Raw genomic sequence first — 19,285 nt, 5'->3', positions numbered from 1 at the left:
GTTTCTTCCCTCACCAGCGCTTCTGGTAGCGGTTACGAAGCCAGATGGCGGCGGAGTTCATCAGCAGCAGGATCGCGAGGAGGATCACGATCGCCGCGGCGGCCAGGTAGTGGAACCCTTCGCGCGACTGGGAGATCCAGTTGAAGATCTGGATCGGCAGGACCGTGTAGCTGGCGAAGACGCCGTCCGGGTTGAAGCGGATGAAGGACACCGCGCCCAGCATCAGCAGCGGGGCCGCCTCGCCGATCGCCCGGGAGAGCGCCAGGATGGAGCCGGTGGCGATGCCGGGGATCGCCGCGGGCAGCACCTGGCGGGAGATCGTCTGCCACTGCGTCGCGCCCAGGGCGAGCGAGCCTTCACGGATGGACGGCGGGACCGCGCGGATCGCCTCGCGCGAGGCGATGATCACGACGGGGAGCACCAGCAGGCCCAGCGTGATCGACGCGGTGATGACGCTGAATCCCAGGGCCAGGGCGCGGGCGATGATGCCGAGCCCCAGGATGCCGTAGACGATCGACGGCACCGAGGCGAGGTTCTGGATGTTCAGCTCGATGACCCGGTTCCACCAGCGGGACTTGTCCGCGTACTCCTCCAGGTAGATCGCGGCCGCGATGCCCGTGGGAATGGTGAAGAGCGCGGTCAGCGAGATCACCCAGAGCGTGCCGGTGATGGCGGACTGCGCGCCGGCGATCTCGGGGTCGCGGATCGACGGCATGTTCTCCCACAGGCGGGAGTCGAGCCTCGGCCAGCCTTCGACGAGCACGTAGGTGAGCAGCGCGGCCAGGAAGATGAACGCGATCGCCAGGCTGGAGATCAGGGCGATCCTGAACAGGTGCTCCCGGACCGGCTGCCCCTTGCCCGCCAGTTGCACGGCCGAGCGCGGGGTGGAGAGGACGGCCATTATTCGTACACCTCACGGAACTTGCGCACCAGGCGGGCGCTGACGAGGTTCATCAGGAACGTCATCACGAACAGCAGCGAGCCCACCGCGAAGATCGTGTTGTAGTCGACGGTGCCGACCGGCACGTCACCCGATCCCGCCTGGGCGATGAACGCGGCCATGGTCTGCATCGCCTTGCCGATGTCGAGGGTGAAGTTCGGCTGACCGCCACCCGCCATGTAGACGATCATCGTTTCGCCGGCGCCCCGCGAGATCGCGAGGATGACGGCCGCCACGATGCCGGAGAAGGCCGCGGGCAGCACCACGCGGAGCGAGGTGACCATCTTGGAGGCGCCGAGCGCGTACGAGCCCTCGCGCAGCCCGGCCGGGACGGCGGCCATCGCGTCCTCGGAGAGCGAGGCGACGATCGGGATGATCATGAATCCGACCACGAGCCCCGCGCTCAGCGCGTTGAAGATCTCGATCTCGAACGGCAGAACGCCCCGCAGCAGCGGGGTGATGAAGCTCAGCGCGAAGAACCCGAAGACCACGGTCGGGATGCCGGCCAGCACCTCGAGCGCGGGCTTGCAGAACTTCCTGACGCGCGGCCTGGCGTACTCGGACAGGTAGATGGCGGCGGCCAGCCCCAGCGGCACGGCCACCACCACCGCGATCCCCGTCGTGATGAGCGTCGCGCTCACCAGGGGCAGCACGCCGTAGGTCGGAGGCTCGAACAGCGGCCCCCAGTTGGTGGAGGTGAAGAACTCGAGCGCGCTGACCTCGGTGAAGAACCGGAGAGTCGGCTCCAGCAGCGACACCACGATGCCGATCGTGGTCGCGATGGACACGAGGGCGGCCAGCATGAGGACCGCCTTGATGAGCGCCTCGCCGTAACGCGGGCGCGACCGCGCCAGGGACGAGGGTGCCCCTGACGCGGTCGCCGAGTGTCGCGCGGCCATCTAGCCCTGCTTCAGAGTGTCGAGGTCACTCTTGAGCTTGGCCTCCTGCTCGGAGTTGAGCGGGATGTACTTGGCGTCCGTCGCGATCTTGGCGATGTTGGCGACGTAGAAGTCGAGGAAGGCCGCGACCTCGGGGCGCTTGGCGGACTCGACCGACGGGTAGAGGAACAGCGGCCGGGCCAGCGGGGTGTAGGTGCCGTTCTGGGCGTTCTCGGAGCTCGGCGCGACGCAGCCGTTGCCGGAGTCGATCTCGACGGCCTTCAGCTTGTCGGCGTTCTCCTCGAAGTAGGTGAAGCCGAAGTAGCCCAGCCCGCCCTTGGTGCCGGTGACGCCCTGGACGATGATGTTGTCGTCCTCGCTGGGGCTGTAGTCCTTGCGGCTGGCGCCTTCCTCACCGTTGATCTCGTCGGTGAAGTAGTCGAAGGTGCCGGAGTCGGTGCCCGGGCCGAACAGCTTCAGCGGCTCGTCGGGGAACTTGGCGTCGACCTGCTTCCAGCTGGTGATCTTGCCCTCGGCGCCCGGCTCCCACATCTTCTTGAGCTGGTCGGTGGTGAGGCAGCTCGCCCAGGTGTTCTCCTTGTTCACCACGACGGTGAGGGCGTCGGTGGCGACCGTGAGCTCCGCGTACTTGACGCCCTTGGCGTCGCAGGCGGCCTTCTCCTCGTCCTTGATCGGGCGGGAGCCGTTGGAGATGTCGGTCTCGCCGTTGCAGAACTTCTCGAAGCCGCCGCCCGTGCCGGAGGTGCCGACGGTCACGTTGATCTTGGGCTGCTCCTCGGCGAAGAACTCGGCCGCCGCGCTGGTCAGCGGCGCCACCGTGCTGGAGCCGTCCGCCTTGACCTGGCCGGACAGTTCGCCGCCCGCTGCCTGGCTGGCGTTCGCGCTCGCGGTTCCTTCACCGGCGGGCGGAGTGGTGTTGGTGCCGCCACATGCGGCGGAAAGGGCCACGACGATGGCGGCCGTCGCCGCCGCGCTGAGGCGGCGCTGTCCACTGGTCACGGTGTGCGTCCTTCTCCGTATGAGATCCGTAGTCGATGCACTTCGATAGAACCGGTCCAAAGTGAACAGACGGAGAACAGGCCATGACCACAACCGGAAAGCGTGTATCGAAGCGCGTGAACCCTTGGCCAGAGATACACGCTCACCTGGGCGTCATCCCGGGTTCATTGCCCCTTCATGGCCCTGACCCGGCGTAAGCTTCATAGACGTGACGATGATCCCCCTGCGCCGTTACACCGCGCGCGCCCTGCCGATCGACGATCTGGGCCGCGTCCTGCTGCTCAACGGGTTCGACCCGGTCCGCCCCGACCAGCCGTTCTGGTTCACGATCGGCGGCGCGGTGGAGGGCGAGGAGAGCCTGCGGGAGGCCGCCGCGCGGGAGCTGTTCGAGGAGGTCGGCATCCGGGCGCCGGCCGACGCGTTCACCGGGCCCTACGGCACCGGCACCATCGAGTTCTCCTGGGCCCAGTACGCGATCGTCCAGGACCAGACGTTCTTCGCCGTGCGCGTCGGGCGGGCGGCGGTGTCGTTCGAGCACATGGAGCAGATCGAGAAGGACACCACGATCGGCCACCGCTGGTGGGGCGTCGAGGAGCTGGAGACGACCGACGAGGTGATCTTCCCGGCGGACATGGCGGCGATCCTGCGCGCGATCACGTCGGGCGCAGCACCCGCGTAGCACCCGCGATCAGCGCCGTCGCCAGGATCCACCCCGCCACGACCAGCCCGTACGCGAGCGCCTGCGTCCAGCCGGCCGGGTCGAACATGTCCCGCTGCCCGAACGCCGACCACGGCAGCAGCAGGTCGAAGGTGTAGGCGAACGGGTCGAAGCCGGGAGCCTCCTCCGGTTTGACGGCCCGCGGCGGGTTCAGCCCGAACACGACCGTGCCGATCACCAGCAGGATCCCGAACCACACCGCCGCCAGCCAGGGGCGGTAACCGTAGCCGACGGTGAAGTCGAGCAGCCGCCCCCACAGCCGGCCGCCCAGCCCTTCCGTGCGCCGCCGGTTGCGCAGCTTGGCCAGTTGGGCACGGCGGGCCAGCGCCTCGTTGCCGTCACGGCGGTACCACGCCACGAGCTGTTCGTACGGTTGCGGCCGGAATCCTTCCGGGTCGCGGCTCACCCAGTCGATCCGCCGGGCGACGCCGCTGCCGCGCAGCCGCTCGTACGTCAGGCCGTTCAGGCGCAGCCTCTCCGGCCAGGTGTCGGGCGAGTCCTGCAGCGTGCCGACGGTCGAGTGGGCCAGCGTCACCACGCCGTCGATCGGCTCGTCCGGTTTGAGGTAGAACTCGCGGACCTCCATGTGGCTCGCGTGCAGCGCGTACGGGGTGTCGGGGCTGCGGATGACGCCCCTGATCGCGAGCAGGCCGTTCACCCGTGACCCGCGCAGCCGCACGCAGCCCAGCGACAGGAAGTCGCCGGTGCACCGGAGCGCTTCCTCGACGACCATGCCGTCGGCGTCGAGCGCGAGCCTGCCCGGGTTGCGGAGCTTCGCCCCCGTCAGGGAGAGCCCGCCGTTCAGCCGGGCGCCGGCCAGCCGCGTCATGCCGGTGATGTCGGCGTTGCCGAGGTAGGCGACCGAGTCGACGATCATTGCGGTGCCCTGCAGCGCCGGCTCGGTCTCGTGAGGGTGCTCCACCTTGGTGCCGGCGAGCCACAGGCCGGTCGCGAACTGGGCGCGCATCACCTGCACCGGCCCGGTGACGTGCGAGCCCGACAGGCTCAGGTGCCCCTCGACCCGCATGCCGACGCCGCCGAACGACGACAGCCGGCAGTCGGTCAGCCGTACGGTGCGCGTCCGGCAGTCCGTGAGCCTGACCGGCCCTTCCAGGTGGCAGCCGCTGAGCACCAGCTCGTGCTCGACCGTACCGCCGAAGATCTGCAGGGCGCCGGTGATCCTGGCGCCGCTCACGCGCACCGCCGGGACCGCGCCGGCGCCCGCCTCACGGGCGCCGAGCAGCAGCTTCGCGATCACTTCCGCCCGGACGGTGCGCTCGGGCCCCCACGTGACGCCGTCCTTGGGCGCGTTCACCCCCGCGGTACGGGTCGCGCCCGGCTTGACGTCGGCGAACTCCACCATCTCCCCGGTCGGGAAGGCGTTCCACACTCTTCGCTCGGCCTTGGTCAAGCGTAAAGATCGCGCCATGCCGTCGATTCTCGCCCTTCCGTGTCCGGTCAGCGCCGGTAGCCGGCCATCCGCTCCAGCCTGGCCACGCGCTCGGAGGTGGGCGGGTGCGTGGAGAACAGGCGGCCCAGACCGGCGCCGCTGAACGGGTTGGCGATCATCATGTGGGAGGCGGAGGTGAGGCGGCTGTTCTCCGGCAGCGGCAGCCGCCGCGCGCCCATCTCGATCTTGCGCAGGGCCGAGGCGAGCGCCAGCGGATCACCGGTCAGCATGGCTCCGGACTCGTCCGCCTGGTATTCGCGGGTACGGGAGATCGCCATCTGGATCATCCCGGCGGCGACCGGGCCGAGCAGCATCATGAGCAGCGCCCCCAGGAAGCCGGGGCCCTCGTCGTCGTCGGATCCGCCGAAGAACACCGCCACGTAGCTGATCCAGGTGATCATGGTGGCGAGCGCCCCGGCCACCGAGGAGACGAGGATGTCGCGGTTGTACACGTGGGACAGCTCGTGCCCGATGACGCCGCGCAGCTCGCGCTCGTTCAGGAGCTGGGTCAGCCCGTACGTGACGCACACCGCGGCCTGGCGGGGGCTGCGACCGGTGGCGAACGCGTTCGGCTGCACCGTCGGCGAGATGTAGAGGCGAGGCATCGGCTGGCGGGCCTCGGTGGAGAGCTCGCGCACGATCCGGAAGAGCGTGGGCTGCTCGACCTCGCTGACCGGCCGCGCGCGCATCGCCGACAGCGCGATGCGATCGGAGAAGAAGTAGGCGAAGCCGTTCGTCGCGAGAGCGAGCAGGAACGCGATCTGCAGACCGGTGCCGCCACCCAACCACCAGCCCAAGGCGATGATCGACGCGGACAGGCCCCCGAGCAGGAGCGCGGTGCGCAGACCGTTGTGGTGCAAGGTTCCCCCCTTCGTGGTCCGGGTGCAACCAGTACAACGACGATCCCCTGCCCCAACGTTCCCCGCAGTGCACAAGCCTGGGCGTAGAGCGACGATTCGTACGGACTACTCCGACAGAAGGGTCAGATCGAGGACGAGCTGGGGCGCCACCGAGAACAGCACCGCCGCCGCCACCGCGAGACCCGTCGCCGCCCACACCGCCGGGAACACCCGGCGCGCGGCGGGCGCCGGGCCCGGCTCGGGGGCGAACAGCCGGGCCGCCCAGACGACGTAGTAGTAGAGCCCGATCACCGTGTTGACCGCCATGACCACGGCCAGCCAGGCGGCCCCGCCGTGGACGATCTCCCGGAACACCACCACCTTGGCGAACAGCCCCGCCAGCCCCGGCGGCAGCCCGGCCAGGCAGATCAGGCAGAACGCCAGCGCCAGCCCCGCCGCCGGCCGGCGGAACACCAGGCCCCGGTAGTCGGCCAGCTCGTTGCGGGCGGCGGTCCGCGAGACGAGCATGACCACCGCGAACGCGCCCAGGTTCATCGCCGCGTAGATGACCAGGTAGGCCACGGACGCCCCGACCGCGCTCGCCCCCCAGCTCCGGGCCCCGGAACCCTGGAACGCCACGGCCAGCGGCGCCAGGATGTAGCCCGACTGCGCCACCGACGACCAGGCCAGCAGCCGTACGGCGGAGCGCTGCCGCATCGCCAGCAGGTTGCCCGCCGTCATGGTGAGCGCCGCGACGATGGCGACGACCGGGGTCCAGGTGGCCGCCTGCCCGGGCATGGCGAGGACCAGGACGAGGATGAGCCCGGCGAACCCGGCCGCCTTGGAGATCACCGAGAGCAGCGCCGCCACCGGGATGGGCGCGCCCTGGTAGACGTCGGCGGCCCAGGCGTGGAACGGCACTGCCGCGATCTTGAAGGCGAAGCCCGCCACGACGAGCACGATCCCGACCGTCACCACCCCCGGCAGCCCGTGCTCCGCTGCCACGAGCGACGCCGAGCCCTCCGGCCAGCCGGGAGCCGGGGCCGTGCCGCTGAGCACCTCCGCCAGCCGGGACAGGAACACCGTGCCGCCGACCCCGTACAGCAGGGACACCCCGAACAGCATCACGGCCGTCGAGACCACCGACACGACGAAGAGCTTGACCGCGGCCTCGGAGGCGCGGCCGTCGTACCGCTTCAGCGCGGTCAGCGCGAAGACGGGGAGCGACACCAGCTCCAGCGCCACCACCAGCATGATCAGGTCGCGGGCGGCGGGCAGCGTCACCGCGCCGACCAGCGTGCAGAGCAGCAGGAAGTACCACTCCCCGACCGGGATGCCGCCGCCGGCCAGCTCGGTCATCGACATCAGCACGATCACCACGGCCGCCACCAGCACGAGCCCGGCGATCACCAGCGTGAACCGGTCCACCACGAACGAGCAGAGCCCCGGGTCGCCGTCACTGAGCCGCTCGGGCACGCAGAACGTCGGCAGGGTGCGGCCCGTGAACGCCTGCGCCGCCACGAAGCCCAGCGCCACCATGACGCCGCCGAGCGTGACGGCCCCGAGCCCGGCCGTGACCCTCGGCCCGGCGGGCAGGAAGGCGTCGAGCAGCAGCACCAGCCCGGCGACCAGCGCCAGGGTCAGCGGCGCGGCGATCGCGAAGTAGTCGATCTGCTGGATCATGGCAGGGCTCCCAGCAGGATCTGCACGGCCGGTGTGGTGAGGGAGAGCAGCAGGCCGGGCCAGAGCCCGAACAGCAGGATTAGCCCGATCAACGGCACCCAGGCGACGAGCTCGTGCCGCCGGATGTCGGCCATCCCCGGGGGTCCCGCGGCGGCGGGCAACGCATGAACCGGCCGCTCGTCCGGCGCTTCAGGAAGCGTCGCGCTCAGCCGCTCGTCCCGCGCTTCCGGAAGCGGATGAACCGGCCGCTCGTCCGGCGCTTCGGGAAGCGTCGCGCTCAGCCGGCCGACGACCCCTTCGCCCCCGGCGCCCGGCCCCGGCACGCCGCCCGGCGCCGCCCCGCCGGCGGCCGCGGGGGCGCCGTGGGTGACGCGGGAGAGCATGACCAGGAAGTACGCCGCCGTCAGCACCGCGCCCAGGCCGCCGATGACCATGAAGGTGAGGAACAGCCCGCGAGGCAGCGACTCGGCCGGTTGGAAGGCGCCGAACAGCGCCAGCATCTCCCCCCAGAACCCGGCCAGCCCCGGCAACCCCAGCGACGCGATGGCGGCGAACGTGAGGACCGCGCCCAGACGCGGCAGCGTGGCCAGCATGCCACCGCCCAACGAGGGGATGTCGGCCGTGTGGTAGCGGTCCTTGATCGCCCCGGCCAGGAAGAACAGCAGGCCGGTGATCAGACCGTGGGCGATGTTCGCGAACAGGGCGCCGTTGATGCCCGTGGGCGTGAGCGTGGCGAAGCCCAGCAGCACGAAACCCATGTGCCCCACCGACGAGTAGGCGATCATCCGCTTCAGGTCGCGCTGCGCCAGACAGGCCAGGGCGCCGTAGACGATGCCGACCACGGCGAGCGCCCCCAGCCACGGCGCGACGGCCGCCGCGCCCTCGGGCAGGACCGGGATCGCGATCCTGGCGAAGCCGTAGGTGCCCATCTTCAGCAGCACCCCGGCCAGCAGGACGGACCCGACCGTGGGCGCCTCGGTGTGGGCGTCGGGCAGCCAGGTGTGCAGCGGCCACATCGGCGTCTTGACCGCGAGCCCGAGCCCCACCGCCACGAACGCCACCACCTGCACCGCCCGGCTCATGCCCGCCCCGTGGCCCTGGGCCAGGGCGACGATGTCCAGCGTGCCCGCCTGCGCCCAGATGAGCAGCAGGCCGAGAAGCATCACGACGGACCCGAGCAGCGTGTAGAGGATGAACTTGATCGCCGCCGCCCTGCGCCTCTCGCCGCCCCAGATCGCGATCAGGAAGTACATCGGCACGAGCACGATCTCGAAGAACACGAAGAACAGCAGCAGGTCGAGGGCGAGGAACGTGCCGATCATGCCGACTTCGAGCACCAGCAGCGTGAACACCAGCGCCCTCGGCCGCGCACCGCCCGCCCTGGGACGCAGGAGCTGGCCCGGCCCGGCGCCACCGCCCCAGCCCAGATAGGCGAAACAGAGGAACGTCAGCAAGGCCGTCAGCGCGACCAACGGCAGCGAGATGCCGTCCACGCCGAGCTGGAAGCGGAGGTCGAGCCCGGGAATCCACGCCACGTCCACGGTGAACTGCGGCCGCGCCGCCTGCCCGTAGTCGAACATGGCGACCATCACCACGGCCAGGCCCAGCGTCACACCGGACACCGCCATGCCGTACACGCGCAGCACCGGACGCAACGCATCGGCCGCGACCAGAAGCAGCAGCGCCCCCAGCAGCGGCACCGCGACCATCGCGACGGAAAGCCAGCCGCTCATGCGAACACCACCGCCCTCACCACGCCAAGCGGCCAGCCGCTCATGCCAACACCACCGCCCCCACCGCGATCAGGAGGACCCCCGCCAGCAGGCCGCTCAGGTAGAGCTGGACGTTGCCGTTCTGGGCTAGTCGCAGCAGGCCGGAGAGCCCGCGCGCGGCACGGCCCGAGCCGCGCACCGCGCCGTCGACCACCACGTCGTCGGTCCGCAGAACCCCTCTGGCCAGGGCCAGCACCGGTCTGACCACGACCGCCGAGTAGAGGCCGTCGACGTAGAACGCCCGCTCACACGGCACCCGCAGCACCCCCAGCAGCCGGGCAGGGTCGGCCAGCGGATCGGCGCGCCAGGCGACGTACACCACGCCCGCGCCGAGCAACGCGAGGGCCACGCTGACGGCCGCGACCGGCAGGTCGAGGTGCGGCTCGGCGGCGAACCCGAGCAGCAGGGCCGGGACCGAGAGAAGCGCGACCGGCACCAGCATGGTGCGGGGACCCTCGCGGGTGTCGATGACGTGCGCGGTGCCGGGCTCGGGCTCCGGCAGCGCGACCGTCCGCGGCGGGCCGAAGAACGTGCGCAGCCAGGCTCTGGTGGCGTACGCGCCGGTGACCGCGACGGTCGCGAGCGCGCACCCGTACAGGAGGAGGGCGGCGGCGTCCGTGAGGCCGCCCGCCAGCGCGCCCTCCATGGCCACGAGCAGCGCGTCCTTGCTGAAGAAGCCGCTGGACGGGGGCAGGCCCATGAGGGCGGCGAAGCCGACCGTGGTCGCGGCGAACGTGACGGGCAGGTCGCGCCGGAGCCCGCCCATCTGGCTCATCAGGTTGGCGCCGACGTGGTGGATCACCAGGCCGGCGCAGAGGAACAGCAGCGCCTTGAACGCGCCGTGCGTGACCAGATGGAAGATCGCGGCCGTGTCGGACCCCGCGGCGAGGCCGCCAGCCATGTAGGCGAGCTGGCTGACCGTGGAGTACGCCAGGACGCGTTTCAGGTCGTCCTGGGCGAGCGCGGCCAGAGCGGCCCCGAGCATGCCGAGCGCGGCCATGACCGCGAGCACGTCCATCGTGGGCCCCGCGGCGGTGAAGGCCGGGAACAGCCGGGCGACGATGAAGATGCCGGCGGCGACCATGGTCGCGGCGTGGATCAGCGCGCTGATCGGCGTCGGGCCCGCCATCGCGTCGGGCAGCCAGGTGTGCAGCGGCACCTGCGCGCTCTTGCCCGCGACGCCGGCGAGCAGCAGCAGCGTGGCGGCCACCAGCGTGCCGGAGGACATCTGGGGCACGGCGGAGAGCACGTCGGCGATGCGGAAGCTGCCCGCGCCGATGCCCAGCACGAAGATGCCGAACAGGAAGCCGACGTCGCCCAGCCGGGTCACCAGGAACGCCTTGACGGCGGCGCGGGAGTTGCCCAGGTCTTCCCACCAGTGGCCGATGAGCAGGTAGGAGCAGAGACCCATGATCTCCCAGCCCACGTAGAGGACCAGGAGGTCGCCCGCGTACACCACGAGCAGCATGGCCGCGGTGAACAGGCTGACGAAGGCGCTGTAGGACGGGTAGCGGGGGTCGTCTCTGAGATACCCGATCGAGTAGACCTGGACGGCCAGCGCCACGAGCGTGACCAGCACGCCGAGCAGGGCGGACAGGTCGTCGGCCTGCAGGGTGAGCGAGATCGGGACGCTGCCGGTGACGACGGTGCCGTAGGTGGCGCCCACGGGCGCCGGCCGCGGCCCGCCCTCCAGGAACGCGAACCCCTGACCCCATGCCAGCCAGACGGCGAGCACGGCGGCGCCGGCTGTCGGGATCACCGCGATCCAGGCGGCCCTGGTGTTCGCGCCCTCCGCACGTCCGCGCCGGGAGAGCAGCAGACCCGCGGCGGCGGCCGCGAACGGCAGGAGCACGGTCAGCAGCGGAAAGTTCGTCACGACCCGCCCCCTCGCCTGACATGTCGCCCATCCTCAGCGGACGGCCCCTCTGAGGTGGACGGGGCGTCCTCATCGGACTGCCCTTCCGGGGTGGACGAGTCGTCCTCAGCGGGCTGCCCCTCGCCTCGGCCCACCGGCGTGCTCGCGTCGGGGGCGCTGCTGGTGCCGGCACTCCGTGATGGGCTTCGGAGCGGTGCGACGCCGGCGAGGGCGGGCACGGCGTCGGCGGGTACGTGGGCGTGCGGGTCGGTGTTTCTCGTCTCGTCTTCGGGTGTGGGGTCGTCGGCGGGCTCGGCCAGGTCGCGGAGGTGGTCGATGTCGACCGTCTTGCGGTTGCGGAACAGGGCCAGGATGATCGCCAGGCCGACCCCCACCTCGGCGGCGGCGATGACGATGACGAACAGGGTCAGGACTTGGCCGCTGTGGAGCCTGTCCCCCAGCCACACGTCGAACGCGACGAGGTTGAGGTTGACGGCGTTGAGCATCAGCTCGACCGACATCAGCACGAGGATCGTGTTGCGCCGGGCGAGCACGCCGTAGACGCCGATGGAGAACAGGAGCGCGGCGACAACCGCCGGGTAGACGATGTGCACTAATGACCCCCGGTCTGATCGGGCGGTGAACCGCCGGACGTCCCCGTACGGGATGGATCGTCCACAGGGTCGGCGACGGTCGGAGGCTCCTCGGGTGCGGACACGCTGGAAGAGGACGTGTCGGATGCGCCGCCGCGGGCGGTCGCACGACCTAGGTCATCCTGGGCAGGCCCGGGCAAGCTAGGCGCGCCTCCTCGGGCGTCTGGACGAGTCGGATCCCCTGGGTCGGTGGGTTCGGGAGTGCCGCCGCGGATGTCGGTGCGGGACAGGACGATGGCGCCGATCAGAGCGGCGAGCAGCAGGACGGACAGGGCCTCGAAAGGGAGCACCCACGTGCTGAAGATGCTCGCCCCCAGCGCACTCGCCGCGCCCGCGCCTGGGGTCAGCGGCGCGTAGGCGGTGCGGAAGCCGTCGATCACCACCGTCACCAGGACGCCTGCCGTCGCCAGCGCCACCACGGCCGCTGCAACCCGGTTGCCGCTGTCGAGATCGGTGGAGCGGCCGACCGGGGCCCGGGTCAGCATGATGCCGAACAGCAGCAGCACGATCACGGCGCCCACGTAGATGAGCACCTGCACCCACGCCACGAACTCGGCGGTGAGCACCAGGTAACAGCCCGCCAGCGCGCCGAACGCGACCACCAGCCACAGGGCCGCGTGGACGAGCTGTTTCGTCGTGACGACGAGCAGCGCCGAACCTACCGCCACTGCCCCCAGCAGCAAGAAGACGATCTCTTGTCCTGTGGGTGACAGATAGGAGGGCACCGCCTCGGTCACTATTCCTCCTCGCGCTCCTTGGGCTCTTCCGGGCCGAGCCGACCGGGCGGGCGGATGGAACGAGGATCGGCCATCCTCCGCCTTCGCGGTCTCGCGCCTGAAGTTTGCTCCCCCGAGCCAGGCTCCGGCTGCGATCGCGCCGAGCCTGTGGACAGCTTCTCCCCCGACTCCCCGCCTGTGGACAACTCCGGTCCAGGCGTCCCGTCCGTGGACGGCTCGCGTCCAGGCGTCCCCTCTGTGGACGACGCCTGGCCAGGCTCTCCGGCTGTGGACGACGCCTGGTCGGACTCTCCCGCCTGGGACGACGCTTGACCAGACTCCTCGACCGTGGACGACGGCTGCCCGGAATCTCCCGCTAGGGACGACGGCTGCCCGGACGCCTCGGCTGTGGACGACGTCTGGTCGGACTCTCCGGCTGTGGATGGCGTCGGGCCTCCACCCGCCGACGGTGTCTCGGTGGGCGCACCGGATGTGGCGGAAGGCCTGTTGCCATGGTCCGTCGTGGAAGTCGCCGGAGGCGCGGAACCTGCGCCGGGCGAGGCGTCCGCGCCTTCGGTCTGCGTCGGGCCTTCTGTTCGCGGCGCGCCTTCCGCGCGGCGCCCCTCTCCGTGGGGCCCTTCCGCGTGGGGCCCTTCCCCGTGGGACCTCCCCGTGGGCGGTGCTTCCGACGCCGGAAGGGCTTCCGTCGGTGTCGTGCGGGCCTCCGGCTTGCGCGGGGTTTCCGCCGGACCTGTGGACGTACGAGGGGGGCGGGAGGGCGTGGACGGTTCGGCGCCTCTGGCGCGGGCGGGGCGGCGGGGCGCGGCCGAGAGCTCCTTGGGCAGGTCGGCGCCGGAGTCGTGCGGCGGTGGCGGCGGGACCGTCGGAACCCAGGTGGCCAGCTTGTCCTTCTCATGGAGAAGGTTGCGGATGTCGCCCTCGGCGTACTCGAACTCCGGCGACCAGAACAACGCGTCGAACGGACACACCTCGATGCAGATGCCGCAGTACATGCAGAGGGCGAAGTCGATCGCGAACCGGTCGAGCACGTTTCGCTGGCGAGGCCGGCCGCCTTCGGGCGCGGGGATGGTCTCTTTGTGCGAATCGATGTAGATGCACCAGTCGGGGCACTCTCGGGCACACAGCATGCACGAGGTGCAGTTCTCCTCGACCAGGGCGATGACGCCGCGACTGCGGGGCGGCAGATCGGGTTTCACCTCGGGATACTGCTGGGTCACGGATCTGCGCAGCATGTGGCGGAGGGTGATGGTCAACCCTCTCGCCAGCCCTACGCCTGGTATCCGTGCCATGGCTCAACATCATGACGCAATTGGCCGCGCGCGTGAATGCGCCAGCCTGTTGTCCCCAGGTTTTCCACAGCTATCCACAGCCCCAGGGGAAGTTATCCACAAGTAAGCCTACCGTCCGATATGTGTAGGAACACAGATGTAGTCTCTCGCCATGTCGTTGCACCATCCGAGCCGCCCGAGCGGCGGGGCCTGGGCGGCCGCGGTCGTCTGGGCGGCCCTCCCGCTGTTCTCGTGCGGCTTGGCGACGCCGTTCACGATCGGGTTCGCGGCCTTCTGGCTGAGGAGCGTCGGACAGCTCGTCGCCGCCGGCCTCTACACCGTCAACGTGGGCGTCTTCATCATCGCGATCACGATGTACGACCAGGTCGACGACATTCCCGAGCCGATGAGCACGATCGTCTCCCTCATGTTCGTCGCGGGCTGGATCGGCAGCGTGATCCACTCGGGCATCCTGGTGCCCGCCATGGCCAGGGCACGTTCCGGCCGCCCCGCGATGGCCGGGGCGCCTTCCGGCCCGCCTGGCACCTACCCTCCGCCCAACGTCCACCAGCGCACCACCACGCCCACGGCCCACCGACGCCCGGGCGAGCCCGACTGGATCGGTCACTACCGGGTGCTGCAGCCGCTCGGGCGCGGCGGGCAGGGCGCGGTCTACCTGGCGATGGCGCCCAACGGCGTGCGGGTCGCGGTCAAGGTGCTGCACGATCTGGTCGACGAGACGGCGCGGGCCAGGTTCGCCAGGGAGGTCGACGCGGCCCGGCGCGTGGCGACCTTCTCCACCGCGCGGGTGCTCGACGTGAGCATCACCGGCCAGTCCGCCTACATCGTCAGCGAGTACGTGGAAGGCCCGTCCCTTGAGCAGCTCGTGCGCCGTCACGGGCCGCGCGACGAAGACGGCCTCACCCGCCTGGCGTTGTCCACGTCGGGGGCGCTGGCCGCCATCCACAAGGCGGGGGTCGTCCACCGCGACTTCAAGCCGAGCAACGTGCTGATCGGCCACGACGGGCCCCGAGTGATCGACTTCGGCATCGCGCGGGCGCTCGACCAGGTGACGGTGACCTCGGGCAAGATGGTCGGCACCCCCGCCTACATGTCGCCGGAGCAGTTATCCGGCACTCCGGTGGGCCCGCCGTCCGACGTGTTCAGCTGGGCGGTGACGATGATGTTCGCGGCCACCGGACGCCCCGCGTTCGGGGAGGACACCGTGCCCGCGATCTTCAATCGGGTGCTCACGTTCCACCCCGACCTGTCACCGCTGCCGCAGTCGCTGCGCGGCGTCGTCGGCGTCTGCCTCGCCAAACGCCCGGAAGACCGCCCGTCGGCATCGGACGTGATGCTGGCCATCGTTCACTGACCAGCGCGCACGCGCCGGAGCCCGGGTCACGTATCCGTGTCTCGGCAGGCGTCGGCGATGGCGCCGGGGTCCCAGTAGAACGGGCGGCACTCGGCCATGCGTCCGTTCTTGACGGTGATCAGTTGCATGATCGAGGTGTCGACTTCCCGGCCGGTGGCACGGGCGCGAAAGCGCACCCGGTTACGCACGACCACGGTGTTCTCGTCGCCCCAATGCTCCTGCTCCAGGAACTCCATCGATTCCCAGACCTCGCTGAAGCGGGCGAGAAACCGTTCCATGCCGTCGTGGCCGCGCCACGTTCCGGTGCCGGTGAAGGGCAGCCCGGGTGCTTGGTGCAAGACCACCTCTGGATCCAGGAGGGCGGCGACATCGTCGTAGCTCGCCTTGCCGAATCCACCTGCGGCCACGTACGCAGCCTCGGCCGCATAGAACCTTTCCATCACCGTCCAGGCGTCGACCGGCGACCGCTCTTCCGCGCTCGATCCGCCGGCCCGATCCGTTGCCAAGTCCGCTGTGCTCATGGCGCCAGCATCACCGGCTGGGGCAGGTGTCCGCTGGCGGTCATCAGACTTCCAACCAACCGGCGCGGTGCGGGTGGAGGAGGTCAGGCGGTGAAAGGGGACACCAGGTCGCGGATGGCGGCGTCGAGGCGGCGGGCCGCGGCCGGGTCGGTGGTGAGGGTGGTGGGCTTGCCTCGGACGTACGCGGAGAGCGGGGCAGCCGGGGGGTTGTCGATGAGCGCTGTCATCGGGCGGACGGCCTTCGACACCGGTTGGGCGAACAGGGCGGAGGCGAGCTTGACGAGGCCGCGTACCGGCTGGCGGAAGGGTTCGGAGAGGCCGGTCGCGACGAAGAGCGGGTTGTAGAGCACGTACCGGACGGGGTCGGCGGCGTAGGCGGTGGCGAGGAGTTCGGCCGCGCGGGCGCCCTGCATCGTGGCCTTGAACGGGCGGTAGCCGCGTTCGAGTTGCAGGTCGTCCCAGTGGATCTTGCTGGCTTTGACGCCGCCGACGCCGCACAGGTCGAGGATCATCGGAGCGGGCGCGTTCTCCAGGGCGGGGCGCAGGGCGCGGGACATCAGCCAGCGGTTGACCACGTACAGGGCGAAGGTGCGTTCGAAGCCCTCGCCGGTCTCGGTCCTGGACGGGTGATAGCGGAAGGCCGCCAGCACCAGCGCGTCGATCGCCGGGTGCGCGGAGAGGAGGTGGTCGGTCAGCTCGTTCGTCTGTTTGACGGAGCTGAGGTCGGCTTGGACGAAGCGCGCTTCCGGGGCTTCCCGGCGGAGGCGGTCGCCGCCTGACGGGCTGCTGCCGATGGCGATGACCTGGTCGCCCCGTTCGCTGTGGTGGCGGGCCAGGACGAGGCCGATGCCGTTCGTGCCGCCGGTGATGACGAGAGTGCGGGCCATAAGTTGAGGGCCTCCTCAAGTTGAGAGTGTCCTCAAGATAGCTAGGGTGGGTGGTATGCGCAAGGACGCCCTGCACAACCGCGAACGCCTGTTGGAGGCGGCCCGGCAACTGTTCGCCGACCGGGGGCTTGAGGTGCCGCTGGAGGAGATCGCCCGACGGGCCGAGGTCAGCATCGGGACGCTCTACAACCGGTTCCCCAGCCGGGATGACCTGGTGGAGGCGGTGTTCGCGGACCGGGTGGCGGCGGTGCGCGAGCTGGCGGAGCGGTCGCTGGCGGCGGACGACGCGTGGGAGGGGTTCGTCGCCTTCTTGACCGGGGTGTGCGAGTTGCAGTCGGTGGATCTCGGCTACAACGATCTCGCCGTGCGGAGCGTGGGGGCGGACACCCGCGAGGGGGACGCGTTGATGCGGCGGATCGTGGCGCGGGCCCAGGAGGCCGGGATGTTGCGGCCGGATGTGACGCTGGAGGACATGGCGTTCGTGATCTGGGGGGTGGCGGGCACGGTACGGGCGACCTTCCGGACCGCGCCCGGGGCGTGGCGCCGGCACCTGGCTCTCACCCTCGACGGCCTGCGCGCGGGCGCGGCCCATCCCCTGCCCGTCCCGCCGATGACCACGGCCCAGACCGAGAAGGCACTGGGCGGCTGCGATCAGGGCGCCTCGGCTCAAGGAACTCGGGGGCGCCAACGCGGTGGTTAGGGCGAGCGGCCTGGTGGTCAGGGCTGGTACGTGTACGGGGTCGTGGTGGTGAGGGGGTGGAAGCCGAGGCGTTCGAGGATCGGGCGGCTGTCGGCTGAGGCGTCCACTTGGAGGTAGCGGTAGCCGCGGGTGGCGGCGATGCGGGCGCGGGAGGCGACCAGGGCCCGGTAGAGGCCGCGGCCGCGCCAGCCGGGGACGGTGCCGCCGCTCCACAGGCCGGCGAACCCCGTACCCGGATAAAGCTCCATTCGTGCGGCGCTGACCGGTTCGTCCCCGGCCGTGACCACGAACGCCACCAAGGTGTCCGCGGCGAGCTGGGCCCGCAGCGCGGCGGCGAGGTCGGAAGAGGTGCCGAACACCTGGTCGTGCACCGACATCATGAGGTCCACGTCGGCATCCGTGGCGACCGGGCGAAGGCTGACACCGTCGGGAAGCGCGACCTCCGTGTCCAGGTCGGAGATCTCGGCGACCATCAGCGTTTCCTCCTCGCCGGGGACGAACCCGGCCTTCAGGAGACGGGACGGCAGGTCCGAGGGCCGGTCGTAGGCATAGAGCTTCCACTCGAACCCGCGCCCCGGCGAGGTGAAGGACGAGACCTGGGCGGCGATCTCGGCGTCGGCCGTGGCGTCGTCGAGGTCCGACCAGATGACGCAGTCCCAGCCGTCGCCGAGGTAGCGGATCACCCGGCCGACATGTTCGACACGGTCGCCGGGGGTGAGGGGCCGGGCATCGCGCCTCAACCCGCGGTCGAACGCGGCCAGCGCCTCGTCACGGTTCATGCCGCCAGCTCAGCACCGCGGCGGGGGTAGACGCAACGAGGTTTCCGCGGGCCGCCGCGCCATCCGCGGTGGAGCGCCTGACGATCGAGACGCGTCCCGACCGCCAGGGAGCACGGTCGTAGAAGCCGTAGCCGCACATCCCTCCAAGACAGGGGACGTGGTCACGGGGAGCCGTGGCCGCACATCCCGCCAACACAGGGGACGTGGTCGCGGAGAGCCGTAACCACACATCCCATGGTCACGGGGAGCCGTGGCCGCAGGTCCTGACCAGGTCGACGTACTCCTCGCGGCTGAGCCGGAGCACTGACAGGTCCAGGTCGTTGCGGGCGGCGAGGCGGCGCAGGTCCTCGGGGGACCAGGGGCCGGGGATGTGGTGCAGGGGGCGGCCGGCGTGGTTCAGGATGAACAGGCCGGACCGGTCCTCGTACTGGTAGGCGAGCAGGCCGGCCGCCCGCCCGGGCGCTCTGCCGATCTCCAGCGGGGCGAGCTGCTCCCCGATGTTGTGGATCACCAGTTCCTTCGAGGCCCCGATCACCAGGTTGGGGCCGTCCAGCGGGCCGGCGCGCATGCCCTTGCTCGCTTCGTACCGGCGCCAGCGGGCCTTGATCGGACGGAGCACCAGCAGCAGCGGGCTGAACGCGACCACCAGCCATTTCACCTCGACCAGGTCGATGAGCACCCGGCCGACCACCGACAGCCCGCGCCAGGCCGCCCAGGCGCCGACCGAGACCAAATACACCATCACCGCCAGCCCCACCGCCCCGGCCGCGTAGATCAGCGGCAGCCGCCACCGCGCCGGCTTCGGCGGGGGCACGCCGAGAACCCGCCGCCACCCGGGGGCGCGGCCGGACAGCCGGGCGCGTACCCGCTTCGACGACTCGAACCGGCAGCCGTCGACCGGCACGCCGGCCACGGTGCCGAAGCCGATCACCTGTTCCTGCGGCCAGGCGCCGGGCAGGTCCAGCAGGACCAGGCCGTCTCGGTCGAGCGCGGCCAGGCCGGTCACCCGCTGCCCGTCACTCCCGGCCTGCCGCCGGTCGTAGCGGTAGCGGTAGAGCATGGCGGGCCGCACCCGTACGGCATCGTCGCAGGCGGTGGCCACCAGCGTCGGGCCGTCCCACGTCAGGACCGTTTCCGGGACCGGGCCGCCGTCGACAGCCGGACCGATCGGAGTCAAGCGGTACGTCATCGAACCCCCTCGAAAGGGCCC

At 70.8% G+C, this 19,285-nt stretch carries 17 protein-coding genes and 1 pseudogene; 3 read left to right on the top strand and 15 right to left on the bottom strand.

The features are described 5' to 3' along the window. Positions 1-10 precede the first annotated feature (10 nt). The 3 genes from pstA to ACIBF7_RS40785 are packed head-to-tail and all read right to left on the bottom strand — an operon-like array spanning position 11 to position 2,838. The gene (pstA, locus tag ACIBF7_RS40795; protein WP_148036493.1) at positions 11-901 is read right to left on the bottom strand and encodes a phosphate ABC transporter permease PstA; all 891 of its coding nucleotides are present in this window, start codon (positions 899-901) and stop codon (positions 11-13) included. Beyond that, positions 901-1,839 carry a phosphate ABC transporter permease subunit PstC gene (gene pstC / locus ACIBF7_RS40790; RefSeq protein WP_219546869.1) on the bottom strand — a complete coding sequence of 313 codons (939 nt, stop codon included), beginning with the start codon at positions 1,837-1,839 and terminating at the stop codon, positions 901-903. The genes pstA and pstC overlap by 1 nt, the downstream gene beginning before the upstream one ends. Then, entirely contained in the window at positions 1,840-2,838 is a 999-nt protein-coding gene (locus ACIBF7_RS40785; protein ID WP_271278330.1) for a PstS family phosphate ABC transporter substrate-binding protein, read from the bottom strand. A gap of 214 nt (positions 2,839-3,052) precedes the next feature. On the opposite strand from ACIBF7_RS40785, the gene ACIBF7_RS40780 reads away from it, so the two are divergent. Next, positions 3,053-3,517, top strand: coding sequence for an NUDIX hydrolase (locus ACIBF7_RS40780; RefSeq protein ID WP_246640505.1), 465 nt, complete (start codon positions 3,053-3,055; stop codon positions 3,515-3,517). Here the strand turns inward: ACIBF7_RS40780 and ACIBF7_RS40775 are convergent. The 8 genes and pseudogenes from ACIBF7_RS40775 to ACIBF7_RS40740 all read right to left on the bottom strand — a co-directional run bounded on the left by ACIBF7_RS40775 (position 3,492) and on the right by ACIBF7_RS40740 (position 13,672). Further along, complete coding sequence (locus ACIBF7_RS40775; RefSeq protein WP_397199515.1) at positions 3,492-4,985, bottom strand: hypothetical protein; 1,494 nt, start codon at positions 4,983-4,985, stop codon at positions 3,492-3,494. The genes ACIBF7_RS40780 and ACIBF7_RS40775 overlap by 26 nt on opposite strands. Positions 4,986-5,014: 29 nt before the next feature. Beyond that, a complete protein-coding gene (gene htpX, locus ACIBF7_RS40770) occupies positions 5,015-5,866 on the bottom strand; it encodes a zinc metalloprotease HtpX (protein WP_148036488.1) in 852 nt (283 codons plus the stop codon). Between the two features lie 105 nt (positions 5,867-5,971). Continuing rightward, positions 5,972-7,528: an NADH-quinone oxidoreductase subunit N gene (locus ACIBF7_RS40765; protein WP_364232733.1), complete on the bottom strand. Its 1,557-nt coding sequence runs from the start codon at positions 7,526-7,528 to the stop codon at positions 5,972-5,974. Then, a complete protein-coding gene (locus ACIBF7_RS40760) occupies positions 7,525-9,261 on the bottom strand; it encodes a NuoM family protein (protein WP_397199514.1) in 1,737 nt (578 codons plus the stop codon). The genes ACIBF7_RS40765 and ACIBF7_RS40760 overlap by 4 nt, the downstream gene beginning before the upstream one ends. A 40-nt stretch (positions 9,262-9,301) precedes the next feature. Further along, positions 9,302-11,176: an NADH-quinone oxidoreductase subunit L gene (locus tag ACIBF7_RS40755; RefSeq protein WP_397199513.1), complete on the bottom strand. Its 1,875-nt coding sequence runs from the start codon at positions 11,174-11,176 to the stop codon at positions 9,302-9,304. Positions 11,177-11,487: 311 nt separating this feature from the next. Further along, a pseudogene (gene nuoK / locus ACIBF7_RS40750) lies at positions 11,488-11,769 on the bottom strand (NADH-quinone oxidoreductase subunit NuoK); the annotation flags it as partial. Continuing rightward, entirely contained in the window at positions 11,769-12,545 is a 777-nt protein-coding gene (locus tag ACIBF7_RS40745) for an NADH-quinone oxidoreductase subunit J (protein ID WP_271278324.1), read from the bottom strand. The gene ACIBF7_RS40745 and the pseudogene nuoK, both read right to left, overlap by 1 nt. Then, positions 12,545-13,672, bottom strand: a complete 1,128-nt coding sequence (locus ACIBF7_RS40740; protein ID WP_271278333.1) for a 4Fe-4S binding protein — start codon at positions 13,670-13,672, stop codon at positions 12,545-12,547. Before ACIBF7_RS40740 ends, ACIBF7_RS40745 begins: the two co-directional genes overlap by 1 nt. A gap of 313 nt (positions 13,673-13,985) precedes the next feature. Between ACIBF7_RS40740 and ACIBF7_RS40735 the strand changes: the two genes are divergently transcribed. After that, positions 13,986-15,188, top strand: coding sequence for a serine/threonine-protein kinase (locus ACIBF7_RS40735; RefSeq protein ID WP_148036484.1), 1,203 nt, complete (start codon positions 13,986-13,988; stop codon positions 15,186-15,188). A gap of 26 nt (positions 15,189-15,214) precedes the next feature. Here ACIBF7_RS40735 and ACIBF7_RS40730 read toward each other — a convergent pair whose 3' ends face one another. Further along, positions 15,215-15,709, bottom strand: coding sequence for a nuclear transport factor 2 family protein (locus ACIBF7_RS40730; protein WP_271278323.1), 495 nt, complete (start codon positions 15,707-15,709; stop codon positions 15,215-15,217). Between the two features lie 83 nt (positions 15,710-15,792). Beyond that, the gene (locus tag ACIBF7_RS40725) at positions 15,793-16,596 is read right to left on the bottom strand and encodes an SDR family NAD(P)-dependent oxidoreductase (protein WP_271278322.1); all 804 of its coding nucleotides are present in this window, start codon (positions 16,594-16,596) and stop codon (positions 15,793-15,795) included. Between the two features lie 55 nt (positions 16,597-16,651). Here ACIBF7_RS40725 and ACIBF7_RS40720 point away from each other — a divergent pair, with 55 nt between their 5' ends. Further along, positions 16,652-17,296 (top strand): TetR/AcrR family transcriptional regulator, encoded by a 645-nt coding sequence (locus tag ACIBF7_RS40720; protein ID WP_271278321.1) that lies wholly within the window; start codon positions 16,652-16,654, stop codon positions 17,294-17,296. Between the two features lie 17 nt (positions 17,297-17,313). Here the strand turns inward: ACIBF7_RS40720 and ACIBF7_RS40715 are convergent, their stop codons facing one another. Further along, positions 17,314-18,075, bottom strand: coding sequence for a GNAT family N-acetyltransferase (locus ACIBF7_RS40715; RefSeq protein ID WP_271278320.1), 762 nt, complete (start codon positions 18,073-18,075; stop codon positions 17,314-17,316). 238 nt (positions 18,076-18,313) lie between these two features. Next, complete coding sequence (locus tag ACIBF7_RS40710) at positions 18,314-19,264, bottom strand: hypothetical protein (protein WP_397199512.1); 951 nt, start codon at positions 19,262-19,264, stop codon at positions 18,314-18,316. Between the last annotated feature and the right edge of the window lie 21 nt (positions 19,265-19,285).

Origin of the sequence: Nonomuraea sp. NPDC050478 (assembly GCF_044458265.1) — a bacterium.
GTDB classification, from domain to species: Bacteria; Actinomycetota; Actinomycetes; order Streptosporangiales; family Streptosporangiaceae; genus Nonomuraea; species Nonomuraea ferruginea.
The sequence above is the reverse complement of the archived record's forward strand: the minus strand, read 5'-3'. Positions and strand labels throughout refer to the sequence as shown.

Bases quoted from the DNA above. Each gene is read 5' to 3' on its own strand.
- ACIBF7_RS40765 (WP_364232733.1), bottom strand. From the start codon at position 7,528: ATGATCCAGCAGATCGACTACTTCGCGATCGCCGCGCCGCTGACCCTG.
- ACIBF7_RS40715 (WP_271278320.1), bottom strand. From the start codon at position 18,075: ATGAACCGTGACGAGGCGCTGGCCGCGTTCGACCGCGGGTTGAGGCGC.
- ACIBF7_RS40735 (WP_148036484.1), top strand. From the start codon at position 13,986: ATGTCGTTGCACCATCCGAGCCGCCCGAGCGGCGGGGCCTGGGCGGCC.
- pstA (WP_148036493.1), bottom strand. From the start codon at position 901: ATGGCCGTCCTCTCCACCCCGCGCTCGGCCGTGCAACTGGCGGGCAAG.
- ACIBF7_RS40730 (WP_271278323.1), bottom strand. From the start codon at position 15,709: ATGAGCACAGCGGACTTGGCAACGGATCGGGCCGGCGGATCGAGCGCG.
- ACIBF7_RS40740 (WP_271278333.1), bottom strand. From the start codon at position 13,672: ATGCTGTGTGCCCGAGAGTGCCCCGACTGGTGCATCTACATCGATTCG.
- ACIBF7_RS40710 (WP_397199512.1), bottom strand. From the start codon at position 19,264: ATGACGTACCGCTTGACTCCGATCGGTCCGGCTGTCGACGGCGGCCCG.
- ACIBF7_RS40720 (WP_271278321.1), top strand. From the start codon at position 16,652: ATGCGCAAGGACGCCCTGCACAACCGCGAACGCCTGTTGGAGGCGGCC.
- pstC (WP_219546869.1), bottom strand. From the start codon at position 1,839: ATGGCCGCGCGACACTCGGCGACCGCGTCAGGGGCACCCTCGTCCCTG.
- ACIBF7_RS40760 (WP_397199514.1), bottom strand. From the start codon at position 9,261: ATGAGCGGCTGGCTTTCCGTCGCGATGGTCGCGGTGCCGCTGCTGGGG.
- ACIBF7_RS40775 (WP_397199515.1), bottom strand. From the start codon at position 4,985: ATGGCGCGATCTTTACGCTTGACCAAGGCCGAGCGAAGAGTGTGGAAC.
- ACIBF7_RS40780 (WP_246640505.1), top strand. From the start codon at position 3,053: ATGATCCCCCTGCGCCGTTACACCGCGCGCGCCCTGCCGATCGACGAT.
- ACIBF7_RS40725 (WP_271278322.1), bottom strand. From the start codon at position 16,596: ATGGCCCGCACTCTCGTCATCACCGGCGGCACGAACGGCATCGGCCTC.